The organism is Bacteroides sp. 51, assembly GCF_010500965.1.
Lineage (GTDB): Bacteria > Bacteroidota > Bacteroidia > Bacteroidales > Bacteroidaceae > Bacteroides.
Genome location: NZ_QVMI01000002.1, coordinates 360,036 through 376,818, shown reverse-complemented (window position 1 = coordinate 376,818; position 16,783 = coordinate 360,036). Strand labels below are relative to the sequence as shown.

Annotated in this window: 15 protein-coding genes; 7 read left to right on the top strand and 8 right to left on the bottom strand. The window is 45.1% G+C overall.

Features of this window, described 5'->3' with window-relative positions; genetic code table 11:
* The coding region (locus D0T87_RS03470) for a transporter substrate-binding domain-containing protein (RefSeq protein ID WP_163172820.1) at nt 1-941 on the top strand (941 nt) is incomplete at its 5' end.
* An 80-nt stretch (nt 942-1,021) separates the two neighbouring features.
* Here the strand turns inward: D0T87_RS03470 and D0T87_RS03465 are convergent.
* From D0T87_RS03465 to D0T87_RS03450, 4 genes are all read right to left on the bottom strand, one after another.
* Entirely contained in the window at nt 1,022-1,450 is a 429-nt protein-coding gene (locus tag D0T87_RS03465) for an AraC family transcriptional regulator (protein ID WP_163172819.1), read from the bottom strand.
* A 170-nt stretch (nt 1,451-1,620) separates the two neighbouring features.
* Complete coding sequence (locus tag D0T87_RS03460) at nt 1,621-2,697, bottom strand: AraC family transcriptional regulator (protein WP_163172818.1); 1,077 nt, start codon at nt 2,695-2,697, stop codon at nt 1,621-1,623.
* A gap of 192 nt (nt 2,698-2,889) precedes the next feature.
* Nucleotides 2,890-3,825 (bottom strand): helix-hairpin-helix domain-containing protein, encoded by a 936-nt coding sequence (locus D0T87_RS03455; protein ID WP_163172816.1) that lies wholly within the window; start codon nt 3,823-3,825, stop codon nt 2,890-2,892.
* A gap of 5 nt (nt 3,826-3,830) precedes the next feature.
* The gene (locus D0T87_RS03450) at nt 3,831-5,198 is read right to left on the bottom strand and encodes a sodium-dependent transporter (protein ID WP_163172814.1); all 1,368 of its coding nucleotides are present in this window, start codon (nt 5,196-5,198) and stop codon (nt 3,831-3,833) included.
* Between the two features lie 112 nt (nt 5,199-5,310).
* Here D0T87_RS03450 and D0T87_RS03445 point away from each other — a divergent pair, with 112 nt between their 5' ends.
* Nucleotides 5,311-5,709: a VanZ family protein gene (locus tag D0T87_RS03445; protein WP_163172812.1), complete on the top strand. Its 399-nt coding sequence runs from the start codon at nt 5,311-5,313 to the stop codon at nt 5,707-5,709.
* Nucleotides 5,710-5,748: 39 nt separating this feature from the next.
* Nucleotides 5,749-6,339, top strand: coding sequence for a DUF1287 domain-containing protein (locus D0T87_RS03440; protein ID WP_163172810.1), 591 nt, complete (start codon nt 5,749-5,751; stop codon nt 6,337-6,339).
* Nucleotides 6,340-6,591: 252 nt separating this feature from the next.
* Here D0T87_RS03440 and murF read toward each other — a convergent pair whose 3' ends face one another.
* Entirely contained in the window at nt 6,592-7,887 is a 1,296-nt protein-coding gene (gene murF / locus D0T87_RS03435) for a UDP-N-acetylmuramoyl-tripeptide--D-alanyl-D-alanine ligase (RefSeq protein ID WP_163172886.1), read from the bottom strand.
* A gap of 135 nt (nt 7,888-8,022) precedes the next feature.
* Between murF and folP the strand changes: the two genes are divergently transcribed.
* From folP to D0T87_RS03415, 4 genes are read left to right on the top strand one after another with little or no spacing between them, the layout of a single operon-like run.
* On the top strand, nt 8,023-8,880 hold the full coding sequence (folP, locus tag D0T87_RS03430; protein WP_163172884.1) for a dihydropteroate synthase: 858 nt from the start codon (nt 8,023-8,025) through the stop codon (nt 8,878-8,880).
* Nucleotides 8,881-8,924: 44 nt separating this feature from the next.
* Complete coding sequence (gene cdaA, locus D0T87_RS03425) at nt 8,925-9,686, top strand: diadenylate cyclase CdaA (protein ID WP_163172808.1); 762 nt, start codon at nt 8,925-8,927, stop codon at nt 9,684-9,686.
* Between the two features lie 49 nt (nt 9,687-9,735).
* On the top strand, nt 9,736-11,271 hold the full coding sequence (locus D0T87_RS03420) for a TldD/PmbA family protein (protein ID WP_163172806.1): 1,536 nt from the start codon (nt 9,736-9,738) through the stop codon (nt 11,269-11,271).
* A 35-nt stretch (nt 11,272-11,306) separates the two neighbouring features.
* Nucleotides 11,307-12,626 carry a TldD/PmbA family protein gene (locus D0T87_RS03415; RefSeq protein ID WP_163172805.1) on the top strand — a complete coding sequence of 440 codons (1,320 nt, stop codon included), beginning with the start codon at nt 11,307-11,309 and terminating at the stop codon, nt 12,624-12,626.
* A gap of 443 nt (nt 12,627-13,069) precedes the next feature.
* On the opposite strand, the gene D0T87_RS03410 is transcribed toward D0T87_RS03415, so the two are convergent.
* The 3 genes from D0T87_RS03410 to D0T87_RS03400 all read right to left on the bottom strand — a co-directional run bounded on the left by D0T87_RS03410 (nt 13,070) and on the right by D0T87_RS03400 (nt 16,697).
* Nucleotides 13,070-13,738, bottom strand: coding sequence for an ABC transporter ATP-binding protein (locus D0T87_RS03410; protein WP_163172882.1), 669 nt, complete (start codon nt 13,736-13,738; stop codon nt 13,070-13,072).
* Between the two features lie 116 nt (nt 13,739-13,854).
* Nucleotides 13,855-14,565 (bottom strand): ThiF family adenylyltransferase, encoded by a 711-nt coding sequence (locus D0T87_RS03405; protein ID WP_163172803.1) that lies wholly within the window; start codon nt 14,563-14,565, stop codon nt 13,855-13,857.
* Nucleotides 14,565-16,697, bottom strand: a complete 2,133-nt coding sequence (locus D0T87_RS03400) for a cation:proton antiporter (RefSeq protein WP_163172801.1) — start codon at nt 16,695-16,697, stop codon at nt 14,565-14,567. Before D0T87_RS03400 ends, D0T87_RS03405 begins: the two co-directional genes overlap by 1 nt.
* Between the last annotated feature and the right edge of the window lie 86 nt (nt 16,698-16,783).

Here is a 16,783-nt window from a genome sequence, read left to right as displayed (position 1 = left end):
GGTACACTGGTATGGCTATTGACCTTTGGAAAATGCTGGAACAGGAATTGAACTTCGTTACGGAGTATGTAGAGTATAATTCATTGGAAAACCTACAGAAAGGAATTCAACTGGAAGAAATAGACGTAGCAGTAACCAACCTGACCATTACTTACGAAAGGGCACAGGTAATGAAATTTTCCTTTCCCTGGTACGATGGCGGATTGCGCATTATGGTTAGAGATGATGAAAAGGGCCTGTTGTGGGATGAAATGAAAGACAACGGACAATTACAGTCTTATCTGTGGATAGCACTGATCCTGTTGATACTTACCGTATTGACTACCATCGTATTTCGCCGTAAAGACCCGGAGTTTCCCAAGAAATGGAAAGAAGGCTTTTCGTTGAGTCTTTATAATCTGATGTCAGTTATCAACAACGGCTCCATTGACGATAAAGTATTTGGCTGGTTCGGCTGGTTCGGACACATCCTGGCTACTATATGGATGGTTTTCGGAATAGGGATGATTGCTTATGTTACTTCCACGATTACCAGCAGTATGACAAAGGTATCCTTAACTTCGGACGTTAATACGTTGTCGGACCTGTCCGGTAAAATTATTGGAGTGGAAGCCGGAGGAGTAGAAGAAAAGTTCCTGGCAAATATCGGCATCCAAACCATTGCATACGACAATGTTCTGCTGTCAGCCGATGGTCTGGCCAACAAAGAGGTTCATGCTATTGTTGGTGATGCCCCTGTACTGGAATATTATGTACATACAAACAGGGAAAGAAAGATGAAAGTAGTGGGCAATATTTTCCATCCGGATAAGTACGCCTTTGCTTCATCCAAAAACCACAGCATATGGATGGATAGTATATCGGTGGCACTCATTAAGTTGTATGATATGGGAAAGATCAAGGAGCTGAAGGATGAATACTTAGGGGCTATTTACGAATGATTTTACTCTTCATCAACACACAACACAAATACATCCAAAGTATTCCCCGCAAATAAGGAGTTAAGCGCCCACTATTGCAGTCAGCCAAATCCATCCACATGATAACCAGGCTGTAGCACCTCGTTCTTACTACCATGAACGATACAGGCTTTAAACTCCGTTGGAGTCAGTCCGGTCATCTCCTTGAATATTGAATAAAAGCAATACCGGTTGCTAAATCCCGATGCACAAGCGATGGCATCAAGCGTGAGTGATGCATTTTCAGGACGGGACATAACATCCATGGCATGAATCACCCGGTACTCATTCACATATGCACCCAGTGTTTTATTCATACACCGACTAATCGCATCTTTTATAAAAGCACGTTTCACTTTTAGCCGTGTAGCTATGTGACTTAAGGTAAAATTCGGATTAGTGTACACTTCTTCTTCTCGCATTAGCATGTGGATACGTTCCATCAAAGCCCGTTCTGTTTCGTTAGGTTCAGGTAGCATTATCGTTTTCATGACACATTATATTTGTAAGAAACCACAAGACAAAAATACGAAACAGTTTATGACGATTGCACAAAGGGGACAGAATGTTCTTGACAAAACACAGAAACAACTTAGCAAATAAACAAAAAACGGGCAAATTAACAACGGATAAGAATTTATCCGAAAAAAAGAACAATGCGCTAACGGGGACGGAACTGGGAGAGATAGTATTTTTGTGCTTGCCGGAAAGTCGTTCCGGTGTATTGTTTAAATATCCGACTGAATGAGGAAGGGTGTGTAAATCCCGATTTCTCGGCAACTTCTTCCTGATTTAACGATGGGGTGCTTTGCATTAACGTCTTGGCGTATTCTATCCGTTTCTGGTTGATAAAATCAGTAAAGTTGCATGCAAATTCTTCTCTTAACAACTTAGAGATATACGTCCGGTTGGTATGGATCAATACAGCAACATCTTCTGCCCGGAGATTTTTTCTGAGATAAATCTTCTCGTCCATGAGCTGGTTAAACCGGGAAAGAATGGATGAGTAATTGCCGGTAGCGTTTCGACTGCCCACAATGCCGGGAGATTCCGGTTCTGACTTAGCAGGTTCCGATGGATGGTTTAAACCTGATTGCTTACAAACGGTGTAACCCAAAAAGAAAAAGATGAATCCGGTTATAGCCATCAGCAGTGAAGTTAAGTCGGGGAACTTAACAGGCGTAAAACACTCACCCAGAAAAGCGGTCATAAAAATGAGCAGTAAAGCCCATACGCCGATAAATATCGCCCGGGGTTGCGCTATTTCGTCGTTGGCCGGACTTCGGAAAAGCGTCCTCAGATAACCATCGGGCTTAACAAACTCTATCACGGTAATAACGATAGTAGCCAAGGCTTGTATAAACAGGGTGATATAAAATCCCCAAATGTTAACAAGAACCTGCAGATAGTAAACCGGTCCGGTATGGACTTGTAGGTTAAGCCGATGATCAATAACTTCTTTGATATAACTTGCAGCATTGGCATCGCCCATAGCCAGGTAGAGAATAGCAGAGGCAGAACCGATAAGGAACCCGGGCAGCAACCACAGCACTTCCCGCCATCCGAACCATTTTTTGCGAACCAGAGACTTAAAATAAAAATAGATAAGCGGAAACAGAAACAGTGTGAACGTGGTGTCAATGATATCGAGCTTATAATAATGATTATAATCGGTAATTCCTTCGTAAAACACTGCCCATACATACGTACTCACTGCCATTAAGGCCATGAGAATCATCCAGATGTTTTGTGGTATGGAATTCCTCTTCCTGTTCAAGAGTAACGCAAGCCCCCACAAAGTACAAGAAAAGCAGGGCAAAAGCAGAATATAATGTCGAAGCATAGGTTTAAGCTAAAAATCTGTATCAAATATAACGAAAAAATATATATTACCAAACAGAGAAAACCTTATCCAGGGAAAATAGCCTTGTTAATCAAACCGCACGTAATGCTTCATCCTTTCCAGGTCTTCGTCCGTAAACTCATCATAGAAAGCAATCTGGTCCAGGCGTTTCAGGTTGCCTTTTCTTTTGCGGTGCTCTATGATAACTTTCGCTTGATAAAAACTGAAATACGGATGAGCCTTTAGCCGTTCAATGCTTACGCTATTGAGATTCATGCGGGTCGTTTCTCCGGTTTCTATACTGAACCATTGGGCAAGTTCTTCTGAGTTCAGGTCTATTTCTCGCAGTTGCTTAATATCGTAGAAGCCGCCAAGCCGACTTCTGTAACCGACTATTCGTTTGGCATAGGCACTCCCTATACCCGGAATCTTTTTCAGTTCTGTGGTATCGGCGGCATTCAGGCTAATGATTGTTCCCGGAGTGTATTTGAATGGTTTCAGCGAATCGGGTTTTGTGTAGATAGGGCGTTCGGCAACGACTCGTATGGTATCTTTTCTTTTGTATTCTTCACTGATATAGATATAAGGTGACAGCGTGGTGTACTGTTCTTCTGTAAGTCCATATATCTTCCGGAAGTCCTCCGGCGTCCGGAATTCACCCCCTTTCTTCCGGTAGCTCAGGATGTTTTTAGCCATCCAACCCGGTAGCCCCATCCGGCGGAAGGTAATGGAATCAGCAGTATTAGGGTCAAATGGAGCTAATATAATGGGGTGTTCCTTTTCGTTGGATTTATAATGGTTATTGCGCTTTCGCCAGGAAGCGCTCTCTATGGAATCTGTCTTCCTCAAAGAAGTGATGAATTGCTCATACTGTTCTTCAAAATTATCAGGATAAACGGGTACTTGTGACCGCCTGTACATGGAAAGCGCACTTCCTCCCAATACAATGATGCAAATTAGGATCACCAACACAATGATGCCTTGTTTCTCCGACCGGGAGAAATAAAAGAAGTCTTTCCACATCGTTTTTATTTCAGGAAACCCAGCTCATTGATAAATATGAAAGAGATAGCTACCGGAGCGATGTACTTCAAGATAAAAATAAGATAAACGTAGATGGAACCTTTCAGTTGCCCGTTGTTTGTAATTTCACTCTTCACAATCTTCTTGTCCAGATACCATCCGGTAAAGATTGAGATCAGCAAACCGCCAAGTGGTAACATGATTTTTGCCGTAACGAAGTCGAACAAATCGAATGTATTAAGCCCGAACAGGGTGTATTCTTTGGTTGCTCCCATAGACAGTGAGCAGAATATACCGAGGAATATGCATCCACTGGTGACGAGTGTTGCAGCTCTTCCGCGTGTCAGTTTAAACTCTTCGTGCAAATAAGCCGTAACCACCTCGTGCATAGATATGGTAGAGGTAAGTGCGGCAACTGCCAACAGCACATAGAACATAACAGAGAATATATATGCCAATACAGGCGCTCCACTGAAGGCTTGCTGGAACACATTGGGCAGGGTAATAAAGATCAGGCTCGGACCTGCATCGGGCTGTATGCCTACGGAGAAGGCTGCCGGGAAGATAATGAATCCGGCCATAATGGCAACAATCGTATCTATAATGCCTACACTAAATGCGGTCTTGGTTAAGTTCGTGTTCTTTCCGAAATAAGATGCGTATGTGCTGAGGCAGCCCATCCCCAGGCTCAGGGAGAAGAATGCCTGCCCCATAGCTCCCAGAAACACCTCTCCGTTCACCTTACTGAAATCGGGCTTTAACAGGAACTCTATACCTTTTTCTGCTCCGGGAAGGCTCACCGAACATCCGACTAATATAATGATAAGAATAAACAAAGCCGGCATCATGATCTTGGATGATTTCTCAATACCTTTCTCCACTCCTTTTACAATGATAAAGTGTGTAGCAAGTAGAAACAGCACCAACCAGATTAGCGGTTTCCACGGGTTGCCGGAGAATGAATTAAATGAATCAATAAAATCATTGGCCGATTTGCCGGAGAAGCTGTTTGTTACGGCCTCGAAGATATATTCCAGTGTCCAACCGGCTACAACCGAATAGTAGCTAAGGATTAGAAAGCCGGCGAGTACGCCCATGCGTCCCACCCATTTCCATTGGGTACCGGGTGCAAGTACACTGTATGCTCCTCCTGTGCTCTTTTGGGAATGCCGGCCGATGAGGAACTCGGAGATCATAATGGGTAGTCCGAGTAGGATGATACATCCCAGGTAGATAAGAATAAATGCTGCTCCTCCGTGGTTTCCCGTTTCATAGGGGAATCTCCAGATGTTACCAAGCCCTACGGCAGAGCCTGCCGAGGCTAATATTACACCTAATTTACTTCCGAAGTTTGCACGTTTATTCTTTGTCATTGTTTTATAGTTTTGATTGTTTCTCTTCCGTTTTGCTATTAAACCTTTTATTAACGGTGCAAATATAGAAAATGTTTCGTACTTTTGCCATCCGCTTGATAATAAAAAGATTATGATTCCTTACATAAAGAAATACCCGGTTTCGATAGCCGTTATACTTTTGGTTATTTATTTGTCATTCTTCAAACCACCCTCTCTGCCGGATACCGATTGGGAGATTCCGCATTTAGATAAGGTGGTGCATATGGGCATGTACTTTGTGATGTCCGGCATGCTGTGGTGGGAGTTCTTCCGTAGCCATAAAAGCGGATTACCGATGCGTCGTGCATGGATTGGGGCATTCCTGTTCCCTGTTCTTTTCAGTGGTGGTGTAGAGTTGTTGCAAGAGTATTGTACTACTTATCGCGGTGGCGATTGGTTGGACTTCCTCGCAAATACCACAGGCGCGCTATTGGCATCTCTGTTCTTTGTATATATTGCCTACCCCCGGATGCAGAAGAAAGCGGGGTAATACTCACTGGAATCAATTAAACACAAAAAAACAAACGGTATGCGAACCAAACTATTCTTACTCATTTGCTGCTGCCAGTTTTTAGGTATTTCGCAGGTCTTTGCACAAGATGATTTCTATCAACGCTTGGTTAAAGCTACGAAAGAGATTATTAACCCTTCCATCAAATACGATCCGTCGTATGTACGTTTATCCTATCCCGGAGGAGATGTACCTGCCGATAGAGGTGTCTGTACCGACGTCGTGATCCGCGCATATCGTAAGCTCGGCATTGACTTGCAGAAAGAGGTGCACGAAGATATGAGGGCTAACTTTAGCCTTTACCCTACCCGTTGGGGAATGAAAACCACCGACCGGAATATTGATCATCGCCGGGTGCCTAATTTGATGACTTTCTTTTCGCGTAAAGGACAAATACTTCCTAAGTCGCAAAAGGAAGAAGATTACCAACCCGGTGATATTGTGTGTTGGGAGCTACCCGGCAATCTTCCTCATATTGGTATTGTAATTGATAGAAAAGTTTCTGGGACGAATCGCTATGCAGTTGTGCACAATATTGGCAGGGGACAAATAGCGGAAGATTGCTTGTTTGCTTTTAAAATAACGGGGCATTATCGTTATCAGAAATAAAATGGGATTGCGGATTTTTGTAGGATTTTATTCATTTTAATTGGTTTTACGCATTTCTGTAGGGTTTTACGCGTTTCTGAATGGTTTTACGTTATTTCAACCATCCACCCCCTGCCCCCGCCAGCGGGGGATAGGCTGCGCTACACAGTGTCTCCGCAAGGTATCCCCCGCTGGCGGGGGCAGGGGGTGGATGTTGAAGTCAGCATAAAATTCCTTCATTTCCAATCCATTATACACAAACCCCATTGCTGCCTAAAGAAACTCTACAACAAGGTTTAGCTTGATACTATTAGATCCTTTAATCAGTATGGTTTTCCCTTGTGGCTTTTCCTGTTTCAACACCTCGATCAATTCCTGCACATTCCGATACGAAGTATAGTTATGCCGGGTAGCTGCAAACAAATCGCCAACCAGTGCTACCTGTTCGAAATTGCATGTATCAATAAAATCAATAATTCTTTGATGTTCGGCGGCACTGTCTGCCCCCAGTTCTTTCATATCGCCAATGATCAGCATTTTGCCTGCCGCCGCTATATCTCTGAAGTTCTCTAACGCCGCCATCATACTTGTGGGATTAGCGTTATACGCATCTATAATCAGTGCATTATTTCCGGTCTGTTTTAGTTGCGAACGGTTGTTCTGCGGGGTGTATTCGTTTAACGCTTTGTCTATATTCTTCGCCGTTATGCCAAAATAATGACCTATGGTTATTGCAGCCAGAACATTCGAGAAGTTATAATTCCCGATTAGCTGCGTCTTTACATCATGAGGTTCGTGGTTTTTACCGGCTTTCCAGGTAATACCCAGGTATAGCGAGCTATCTGTTATATTCCCGTTTATATATAGATCATCTTCCGTACCATATGCAATTTGATTCATTCCCTTTGCCATCTCCATCAGGTATGGATTGTCATGGTGAATAAAGACAGGTCCATTCTTCTGGCGCAGAAAATCATACAACTCTCCTTTTGTCTTAATCACCCCCTCGAAAGACCCGAAACCCTCAAGGTGAGCCTTGCCCACGTTGGTGATAATGCCATAATCAGGTTCAGCTATATCAACCAACTCCTTAATATCCCCCGGATGACTGGCCCCCATTTCAATAATCGCGATCTCGTGTTCGGGAGCTAACCGCAACAGCGTTAAAGGCACCCCGATATGATTATTCAGATTCCCCAATGTATAAAGTACATGATATGATTTAGATAAAACCGCGGCTATAAGCTCCTTCGTTGTGGTTTTCCCGTTTGTTCCGGTAATGCCGATCACCTTTAATTTGAACTGCCGGCGATGATGGTTTGCCAACAATTGCAAAGCCCTCAGCACATTATCTACTACAATATACCTGCTGTCACCTTCAACCGCGTACTGTGCCTCATCAATAACCGCATAAATACACCCCTTCTCCAATGCCTGATGGGCAAAAGCATTTCCGTTAAACGAATCGCCTTTTAAAGCAAAAAATATAGAACCTTCCGGACAGTTGCGACTATCGGTCGTTACACCTGTACTAGCCTGAAATATTTGATAAAGCGCAGCGGTATTCATATTGTATTCATAAATTTTTCGCAAAATAATGCTTATTCTTTGGGAGTACCAAATAAAGTTAACCATATTATTTATACTTTTGTCAAAACCTGACAAAGAAAAGTTATGAAACCAATGATATCTGGCCGCGGCAGCATGCCGCAACCTGGGTGCAGCACCTTGCTGCTAAACGGACACTTGATGGACTTGTCCACACCACAAGTAATGGGCATCCTGAACGTGACTCCCGACTCTTTCTTTTCCGGTTGCCGTGTACAGGCGGAAGCCGATATTACTGCCCGGGCACAACAAATCCTTGATGAAGGGGCTACCATTATTGATATCGGTGCCTATTCGTCGCGTCCCAATGCCGAACATATCACCGCCGATGAAGAGATGAGACGCTTACGTACCGGCCTGGAAATAATCAACCGCAATCATCCCGATGCAATCATCTCAGTCGACACCTTCCGTGCCGATGTAGCTACCATGTGTGTCGAAGAATATGGCGTAACCATTATCAATGATATCGCCGCCGGTGAGATGGACAGCCGGATGTTCGAAACCGTCGCCCGCTTGAAGGTACCCTACATTATGATGCATATGCAGGGCACTCCCCAGAATATGCAGGCAGAACCACACTACGACGATCTGATCAAGGAAGTATTTCTCTATTTTGCCCGGAAAGTACAGCAGCTTCGCGATCTTGGAGCAAGTGACATAATTCTCGATCCCGGCTTTGGTTTCGGCAAAACGGTAGAACATAACTACGAATTAATGGCGCATCTCGAAGAATTTGCTATCTTTGAGCTACCCTTACTGGTAGGTGTATCCCGTAAGTCCATGATTACCCGCTTGCTGGGCATCACTCCACAAGAGGCGTTGAATGGAACAACCGTATTGAACACCATTTCCCTGCTGAAAGGAGCACATATTATTCGTGTGCACGATGTGAAGGAAGCTGTGGAAACTGTGAGAATCGTAAGTAAAATTATAAACCCACATCTACTGTAATACCTCGAAAATGGTAAACGGTAAATGGTAAATTGTAAATTACATTGTTTTTCGAATTTGGCATAAAAGACTTTATAGATATACTGCTGGTAGCCCTTCTTCTGTATTACAGCTACCGGTTGATGAAGGACTCCGGTTCATTGAATGTCTTTACCGGCATTCTGATCTTTATCCTGACCTGGCTCATTGTTTCCCAGATTCTGGAAATGCGCTTGTTGGGTTCCATATTAGATAAACTGGTAAGTGTAGGCGTACTGGCCATTATCGTTATCTTCCAGGATGAAATCCGGCGCTTCCTATTGACACTAGGTACCCACCGACAGGTTGGCGCCCTGATTAAGTTCTTTACCCGCAACAACAAGGGCGAGAAAAAAGAGAATGAAGATATCCTGCCCATCGTTATGGCCTGCATCAGCATGGGTAAACAGAAAACCGGTGCACTGATTGTCATTGAGCACAGCATTCCTTTGGATGATGTACTGCGAACCGGCGAACAGATCAATGCCGATGTAAACCAACGGCTTATCGAGAATATTTTCTTTAAGAATAGTCCATTGCACGATGGTGCGATGGTTATTCGTAAGAAGAAGATCATTGCCGCAGGCTGTATTCTGCCCGTATCCCATAATCTGGACATTCCTAAAGAGCTCGGTCTTCGCCACCGTGCGGCAATGGGCATCTCACAAGAATCGGATGCGCATGCCATTATCGTTTCCGAAGAAACCGGTAGTATCTCCGTAGCATATAAAGGACAATTCTATCTCCGCCTGAGCGGTGAAGAACTGGAAAGTATGCTGTCCAGGTAAAGTAACTCCAATCGTTAAATCGTAAATCGTTAAATTGTAAATATACAGTATGGATAGACGTAATTTCTTAAGAACAGGTGGGCTGGCATTGCTAGGTTCAATGGCTGCGCCATCTTTGGCCGAGACTCTTACAGGTGCATTAGGTGGTGGCAAAGGCCAGCAGGCTGCCGTTTCCGCTGCGCTTGCCCATTTCGGCGTGACTGAACAAGACTTAAAAAAAGTTCTGACTGCGGCTTTAGAAAAAGGTGGCGATTATGCCGATTTATTCTTTGAACACACCTTTAATAATAGCATCGGTCTGATGGATGGAGCGGTAAACCGTTCTTATTCCAACATCGACTTTGGGGTGGGCGTTCGTGTCCTTTCCGGCGATCAGAGCGGTTATGCCTATGTAGAAAACGTATCGCTTGATGATATGATAAAGGCTGCCCGTACGGCTGCCCGCATCGCTTCGGGTGGTAAAGCAACCAAGCCGGTTAACCTTACGGAAAAGCCGATAACCAAAAACTATTATTCCATTGCTACCCCTTGGGATACGGTGGTATTAAAAGATAAAATGCCTTATCTGCAAAAGCTTAACGATAAAGTCTTTGCATTGGATAACCGCGTGCGGAAAGTCAACGCTTCGCTGGGAGACAGCACATCGCACATTCTTTTCTGTAACTCCGAAGGCGTACTATACTATGACTATCGCCCTATGGTGACACTCATGGTATCCTGTATTATGGAAGAGAACGGTAAATTCGAAAACAACTATTCCTCCCGTGCATTCCGTAAGGGCTTCGAATTCCTGACCGATGATATTGTCGACGTTATGGCTCGCGAAGCGGTAGATAATACCTCTATCCTTTTCAAGGCGATTAAACCTAAAGGCGGCGAGATGCCTGTGGTAATGGGTTCCGGAGGTTCGGGCATTCTTCTGCACGAGGCCATTGGCCATGCTTTTGAGGCCGACTTTAACCGGAAGAATATCTCTATCTTCTCCGATCAGTTGAATAAGAAAGTCTGCAATGAACACATCAGTGTATTAGATGATGGTACCATTCCTTTCGACCGCGGCTCGCTCAATATTGATGATGAAGGCGTGGACGGACAAAAAACATATATCGTAAAAGACGGTATTCTTACCAGCTTCCTGCACGACCGTATCAGCGCCCAGCACTATGGCATACCTTCTACCGGAAACGGACGCCGCGAATCTTTCCGCAATATCCCGATTCCGCGTATGCGCTCTACGTATATGGAGGCAGGAAACATGAAGGAAGCAGATATCATCTCTTCCGTAAAGAATGGTGTATTCGTAACCCAGTTCCTGAACGGACAGGTACAAATCGGCGCGGGCGACTTTACGTTCTTCGTAAAAACGGGTTATCTCATTGAGGATGGCAAACTGACACAGCCTATCAAAGACATCAATATCATTGGTAACGGACCTAAAGCGCTAGCCGACATCACGATGGTGGCCGATAACGATAAGATTGACAACGGCACATGGACATGCGGCAAGAACGGACAGTCTTGCCCGGTGACTCTGGGCATGCCTTCGGTACTTGTTAGCAAACTTACTGTTGGCGGAGAGAATTAATGGAGTGAACTCATAACTCATAACTCAAAACTCAAATGATATCAGATAACAATAAAAAACTGGCGCAATGGGCTATGGACTTTGCGTTGAAGAATGGATGCCAGGCTGCAAAAGTAAACCTGTACGCTGGCTCTAACACTTCGTTTAACCTCCGCGATGCCAAGATGGACAAACTCCAGCAGGCATCAGAAAACGGACTGGCCATTTCCATCTATGTGGATGGACGTTATGGAAACTTCTCCACCAACCGTCTGGACAAAAAGGAACTGGAATCGTTCATTAAGAATGGGATAGATTCCACCCGTTACCTGGCAAAAGATGAGGCTCGTATACTTCCCGATCCTTCGCGTTATTATAAAGGGGGTAAACCCGACTTGCAACTCCTTGATTCAAAGGCTGAGTCTATCCAACCCGACGATAAAGTGACATTGGCAAAAGCGGCTGCCGACGAGGTGTTGGGCACCGACGACCGTATCATTTCGGTGGAAACCGGATACTCCGATGGAACCAGCTTTGGCTATCGTCTGGCCAGCAATGGTTTTGAAGGCGAAACCCAGCGTTCGTGGTATTCACTTTCGGCCAGTGTAAGCATTAAAGGCGAGGGTGAAGCCCGCCCTTCCGATTATTGGTACGATTCGGCTATCTTCTACGACAAGCTGATCAAGCAAGGCATCGGCAAGAAAGCATTGGAACGTGTACTCCGCAAACTGGGACAGCAGAAAGTGAAATCGGGTAAATACACGATGGTGGTCGATCCGATGAATACCAGCCGACTGGTATCTCCACTAATGGGAGCGATTGACGGCGGCTCGTTGCAACAGAAAAACTCCTTCCTGCTGGATAAGATGGAACAGAAGATCGGTAGTGATAAGTTTACGCTGGTTGACGATCCACATATTCCTCAGGCATCCGGCGCCCGTTACTTCGACAACGAAGGTATCGCTACCGAAAAGCGTACTGTGTTCGAGAATGGGGTATTGAAAACCTATTATATTGATACCTACAATGCTAAGAAAATGGGTGTAGAACCTACCATCAGTGGTTCTTCCTTGTTAGTGCTTCAGCCGGGCAACAAAGACCTGAATGGACTGATAGCCGGCGTTGCTCATGGCATTCTGGTTACTGGTTTCAACGGTGGTAACTGCAATAGCACAACAGGCGATTTCTCTTATGGCATCGAGGGTTTCCTTATTGAGAACGGAAAGCTCACCACTCCGGTTTCGGAAATGAACATCACCGGAAACATGCTTACCCTGTGGAGTTCATTAGTAGAAATTGGCAACGATCCACGCCTTTCTTCTTCCTGGCGTATCCCATCGCTGGTATTCGAAGGGGTGGACTTTAGCGGACTTTAATAAATAATATTCCAGGAAGGAGCAACCGGAACGTGTCACGGTTGCTATGCTTTCTTCTTTCAAATCAAACCACAATCTTTCAACTATAAAGATATCATTCTTTTCATTTGAAAGTTCCATAAGCAGAAAAAGACCCGGGTGTTTTGTATCAATACACCCGGGTCTTTTACCCTAAAACACCCGGGTTTTTCGGTCTGGTACACCCGGGTGTATTCAAGGTTTATATACTTGCAGATAAGAAGCATAACAGTTCCTCCATACAGCTTCCCTTACAGTAAAAAGCATAAATAGAAGAGTGTTAGTAATACAAAGCCTGTACTTAGCAGTGATACTTGTGACACTAGGATGTTACTTTGACGCCAAAAAGACGACTCATATCCTTCTGAAAGAGAATAGGTTACACTGCTCCGTGCGACCTGTGTACCTTTTTTGAGATAAAAACCCTATGTTAGTGGTTGAGGGTTTAAAATCAACCCATCAACAATATGGATGGTACGATCCGTAATCTGTGCCAGATTCTCATCATGGGTCACGATAACGAAGGTCTGCCCAAAGCGGTCGCGTAGTTCAAAGAACAACCGGTGCAGTTCTTCTTTATTCTGGGTATCGAGACTACCCGAAGGCTCATCGGCCAGAATAACCGTGGGGTTATTAACCAAAGCACGGGCCACGGCAACACGCTGTTTCTCTCCACCCGAAAGCTCGTTCGGTTTATGCGTAGCACGTTCCGACAATCCCATAAAAGACAAGAGTTCTTTGGCGCGGACGGTAGCATCTTTCATCGGAACACCGGCAATAAAAGCAGGAATCATCACATTCTCCAATGCGGTGAACTCCGGCAGGAGTTGATGAAGCTGGAATACAAAACCAATATGCTGATTACGGAAAGCCGAAAGTTCTTTTTCACCCATACGTTTCACGCTGGTGCCGCCGATCCAAACCTCTCCGCCGTCCGGTTTATCCAACGTACCCATGATCTGTAAAAGGGTGGTTTTCCCGGCGCCGCTGGGACCAACGATGCTCACCACTTCGCCTTTATCTATATCCAGATCAATACCTTTCAAAACCTGAAGGGAATCGAAACTCTTGGTTATTCCCTCTAAATGTATCATCTTCTCTGCGTCCATATAAGTTATGAGTTTTGAGTTATGAGTTTTGAGTTTTGAGTTTTGAGTTACCATGCGGAACAGTTGCCGAGATCTGGAACTCAAAACTCATAACTCAAAACTCATAACTTCCTTATTACATATTCGGCTAAATAACAACCAAAAACGGCAGGCATATAACTTACCGTTCCGCAGGTTGATTTCTTATTTTGTTCGTCGTCGGTAAGGATGACGGCTTTTGCATCGGCTTGTTCGGTACTGAAAACCACCGGAAGTTTACGCTTCACCCCCATTTTCTGTAACCGCTTACGCACGGCTTTGCTCAATCCGCAATGATAGGTTTCGCTGATATCTGCAAACCGCACCTGGGTAATGTCACTCTTGGCGCCGGCACCCATGCTGGATACAATCCTGATTTTCCGCACCAACGCATGATAAATCAAGAAGCACTTGGGACTGAGCGTATCAATGGCATCGATAATGAAATCGTACTTCGCCGCATCAAGCAGTTCGGGGATATTCTCATCTTTCAGGAACACCGGCATTACGGTAAGTTTGATATCCGGATTGATATCGCGGAAACGTTCGGCAAGCACCTCGGCCTTCGTCCTGCCAATGGTTGAATGAAGCGCCGGAAGCTGGCGGTTAATATTAGTGGGTTGCACGGTATCGGCATCAACAATCGTCATCTGCCCTACCCCTGCCCTACAAATCATTTCGGCGGCATAAGCGCCAACACCACCCAAACCGACTACGAGCACATGCGCCTCGGCCATTCGCTGCATCTTCTCCTCTCCGAACAAGAGTCCGGTACGCTGTTTCCAATTCTCCATCAGCTCTTCTTAAACCATTTATAGAACCACTTACCTATATTATCATAGTGCTGCGATTCGTTGTGATGAACAGGCTCGGAGAAGGACAGCGTTTCCTGCGGATCTCCGTATTGGTCGGGATAAAGCACCATCAAACTGCAATTATTGAAGTATTTAGATATCTGTGTGGGCAATTTCTCAAACAATGGGTCGTAAGAGATGAATCCCCGACGGGCACTTACAATAACCAAAAGATGATCGAAGTTTACCTGCCCGGTGAGCAACAACAAGTCGCCCCAATCTTCCTGCTCGGTAAACTCGCGACGCACACCTTTATACTTACGAAAGATATACCCTTTCAGATAACCTATCGTATCGGGATGCGCATGAAAATGCACGCGGCAACCTAATTGTATTCCCATACGGCAAACGCGCTCTACCCACTTAAAGAAGCCGGCCTCGTACTCTGCCTTCGGTGGAACGGCAACTATAATACGCCGCAAAGTATTGACAGGCATCAGGGCTTTCACAATCATTACCTGTTTATGCGTGCCTTTCAACAAGTTCTCTGTCAGCGTCCCGAGGAAAGAGTCGACCAACGTAACCTTGCGGTGCAGACCGATAACGACTTCGGAAGCATTGTGCTCCTTCATGGTATGAATAATACCGGATGCTACGTTCAAGTCGAAGCGGGTCACCGTATCGACAGACACATCGGCAGCGGCAGCCACCTTTGCCGAACGTTCCAGATAACGTTTACCCTGGGTCAGACGCGCCTCAGAAGCATTGCTGTCATTAATTACACTCAACGTAGTCAGCCCGTCTTTCCGTCTGGGCTCTTTCATAATAAGAGCCATATTCACCAGGTTCTCTATCGTTTCGGGGTTGGCGATAGGGATAAGGATATTTTCTTCTTCGCGTGGCTTTTCCTCCAATTCATCTGTGCTATCCTGCACAGCAATCTTGCGGGCGGCGCGTTCGGTGGCCACGGAACTGATAATACAAGTGAACAGGATCATCACAACCGTTCCATTCAACACATCATCGTTCAATAAAGGCACACCGGGAGCTATTTCAATCTTATTACCCACAAGTACGGCAGCCAGTGTAGCCGCAGCCTGTGCGTTACTCAAACCGAACATCATCGTGCGCTCACTGGTTTGCATACGGAATATCTTTTGAGTCATCCACGCGGCCAACCATTTACTAAAGGTAGCAACAATGGTCATCACAACGGCAACCTTTAATGCCTCTCCTCCCGAAAACAACGTGCGGACATCGATAATCATCCCCACCCCAATCAGGAAATAAGGAATAAACAGAGCATTACCCACAAACTCCAGGCGGTTCATCAGGGGTGAGATATTGGGAATCAAGCGGTTCAACACCAGGCCAACAAGGAATGCACCAAGAATACCTTCCATACCCGCCAGTTCCAACAACCCTCCTCCGAGGAAGACCATGACCAGTACGAAGATGAATTGCATGATGCTATCTTCATACTTCCGGAAGAACCAGCGTCCTATGCGGGGGAAGAAGAAGACGATAAGGAAACAAACCAATACCACCTTTACGGTCAGGGCAATCCAGAACATATGTCCGATTTCTCCTTTATACATGCCCGAGATAATGGCCAGAACCAAAAGGGCCCAAGCCACAGTCAGCGCCGTACCCCCAATCGTAATACTCACACTGCGAAGGCGCGAAAGCCCGTAACGGCTCACAATAGGATAAGCAATCAAGGTATGCGAGGCGTACATACTGGCCAACAGGACAGAAGTGGTAACCCCATAATCCAATAAAGACATAGAACTCCAGATTCCGAGCACCATCGGGATCGCAAAAGTCAGCCCCCCAAACACCAGCGCTTTGGTACGGTTCTTTTTGAACCCCTCCAAGTCCATCTCCAATCCGGCAAGGAACATGATATAGTAAAGTCCAACCTTGCCGAATAGCTCGAAACTGCTATCGCGCTCAAGTATATTAAAGCCATGCTCGCCAACCACAATCCCCGCAAGGATCATACCAATGATATGAGGAATACGAAGCCTACTCAGAAGTATAGGTGCAAAAAGTATGATAATGAGCACCAAAAGAAAGATCCAGGTAGGGTCTGTTATGGGGAGATGTAGGTCAAAATCAAACCAACTCATACATACACAATTAGTAATTTCTGCAAAAGTAGCAAAAAAACCGGGGTCTATTGGTATGGACATATAGCAATTTGTAGTATTTTTGC

Bases quoted from the DNA above. Each gene is read 5' to 3' on its own strand.
- folP (WP_163172884.1), top strand. From the start codon at position 8,023: ATGCCGCAACCTGGGTGCAGCACCTTGCTGCTAAACGGACACTTGATG.
- D0T87_RS03445 (WP_163172812.1), top strand. From the start codon at position 5,311: ATGATTCCTTACATAAAGAAATACCCGGTTTCGATAGCCGTTATACTT.
- D0T87_RS03450 (WP_163172814.1), bottom strand. From the start codon at position 5,198: ATGACAAAGAATAAACGTGCAAACTTCGGAAGTAAATTAGGTGTAATA.
- D0T87_RS03465 (WP_163172819.1), bottom strand. From the start codon at position 1,450: ATGAAAACGATAATGCTACCTGAACCTAACGAAACAGAACGGGCTTTG.
- D0T87_RS03460 (WP_163172818.1), bottom strand. From the start codon at position 2,697: ATGATTCTCATGGCCTTAATGGCAGTGAGTACGTATGTATGGGCAGTG.
- D0T87_RS03415 (WP_163172805.1), top strand. From the start codon at position 11,307: ATGATATCAGATAACAATAAAAAACTGGCGCAATGGGCTATGGACTTT.
- D0T87_RS03400 (WP_163172801.1), bottom strand. From the start codon at position 16,697: ATGAGTTGGTTTGATTTTGACCTACATCTCCCCATAACAGACCCTACC.
- D0T87_RS03455 (WP_163172816.1), bottom strand. From the start codon at position 3,825: ATGTGGAAAGACTTCTTTTATTTCTCCCGGTCGGAGAAACAAGGCATC.
- D0T87_RS03420 (WP_163172806.1), top strand. From the start codon at position 9,736: ATGGATAGACGTAATTTCTTAAGAACAGGTGGGCTGGCATTGCTAGGT.
- murF (WP_163172886.1), bottom strand. From the start codon at position 7,887: ATGAATACCGCTGCGCTTTATCAAATATTTCAGGCTAGTACAGGTGTA.
- D0T87_RS03405 (WP_163172803.1), bottom strand. From the start codon at position 14,565: ATGGAGAATTGGAAACAGCGTACCGGACTCTTGTTCGGAGAGGAGAAG.
- D0T87_RS03440 (WP_163172810.1), top strand. From the start codon at position 5,749: ATGCGAACCAAACTATTCTTACTCATTTGCTGCTGCCAGTTTTTAGGT.
- D0T87_RS03410 (WP_163172882.1), bottom strand. From the start codon at position 13,738: ATGATACATTTAGAGGGAATAACCAAGAGTTTCGATTCCCTTCAGGTT.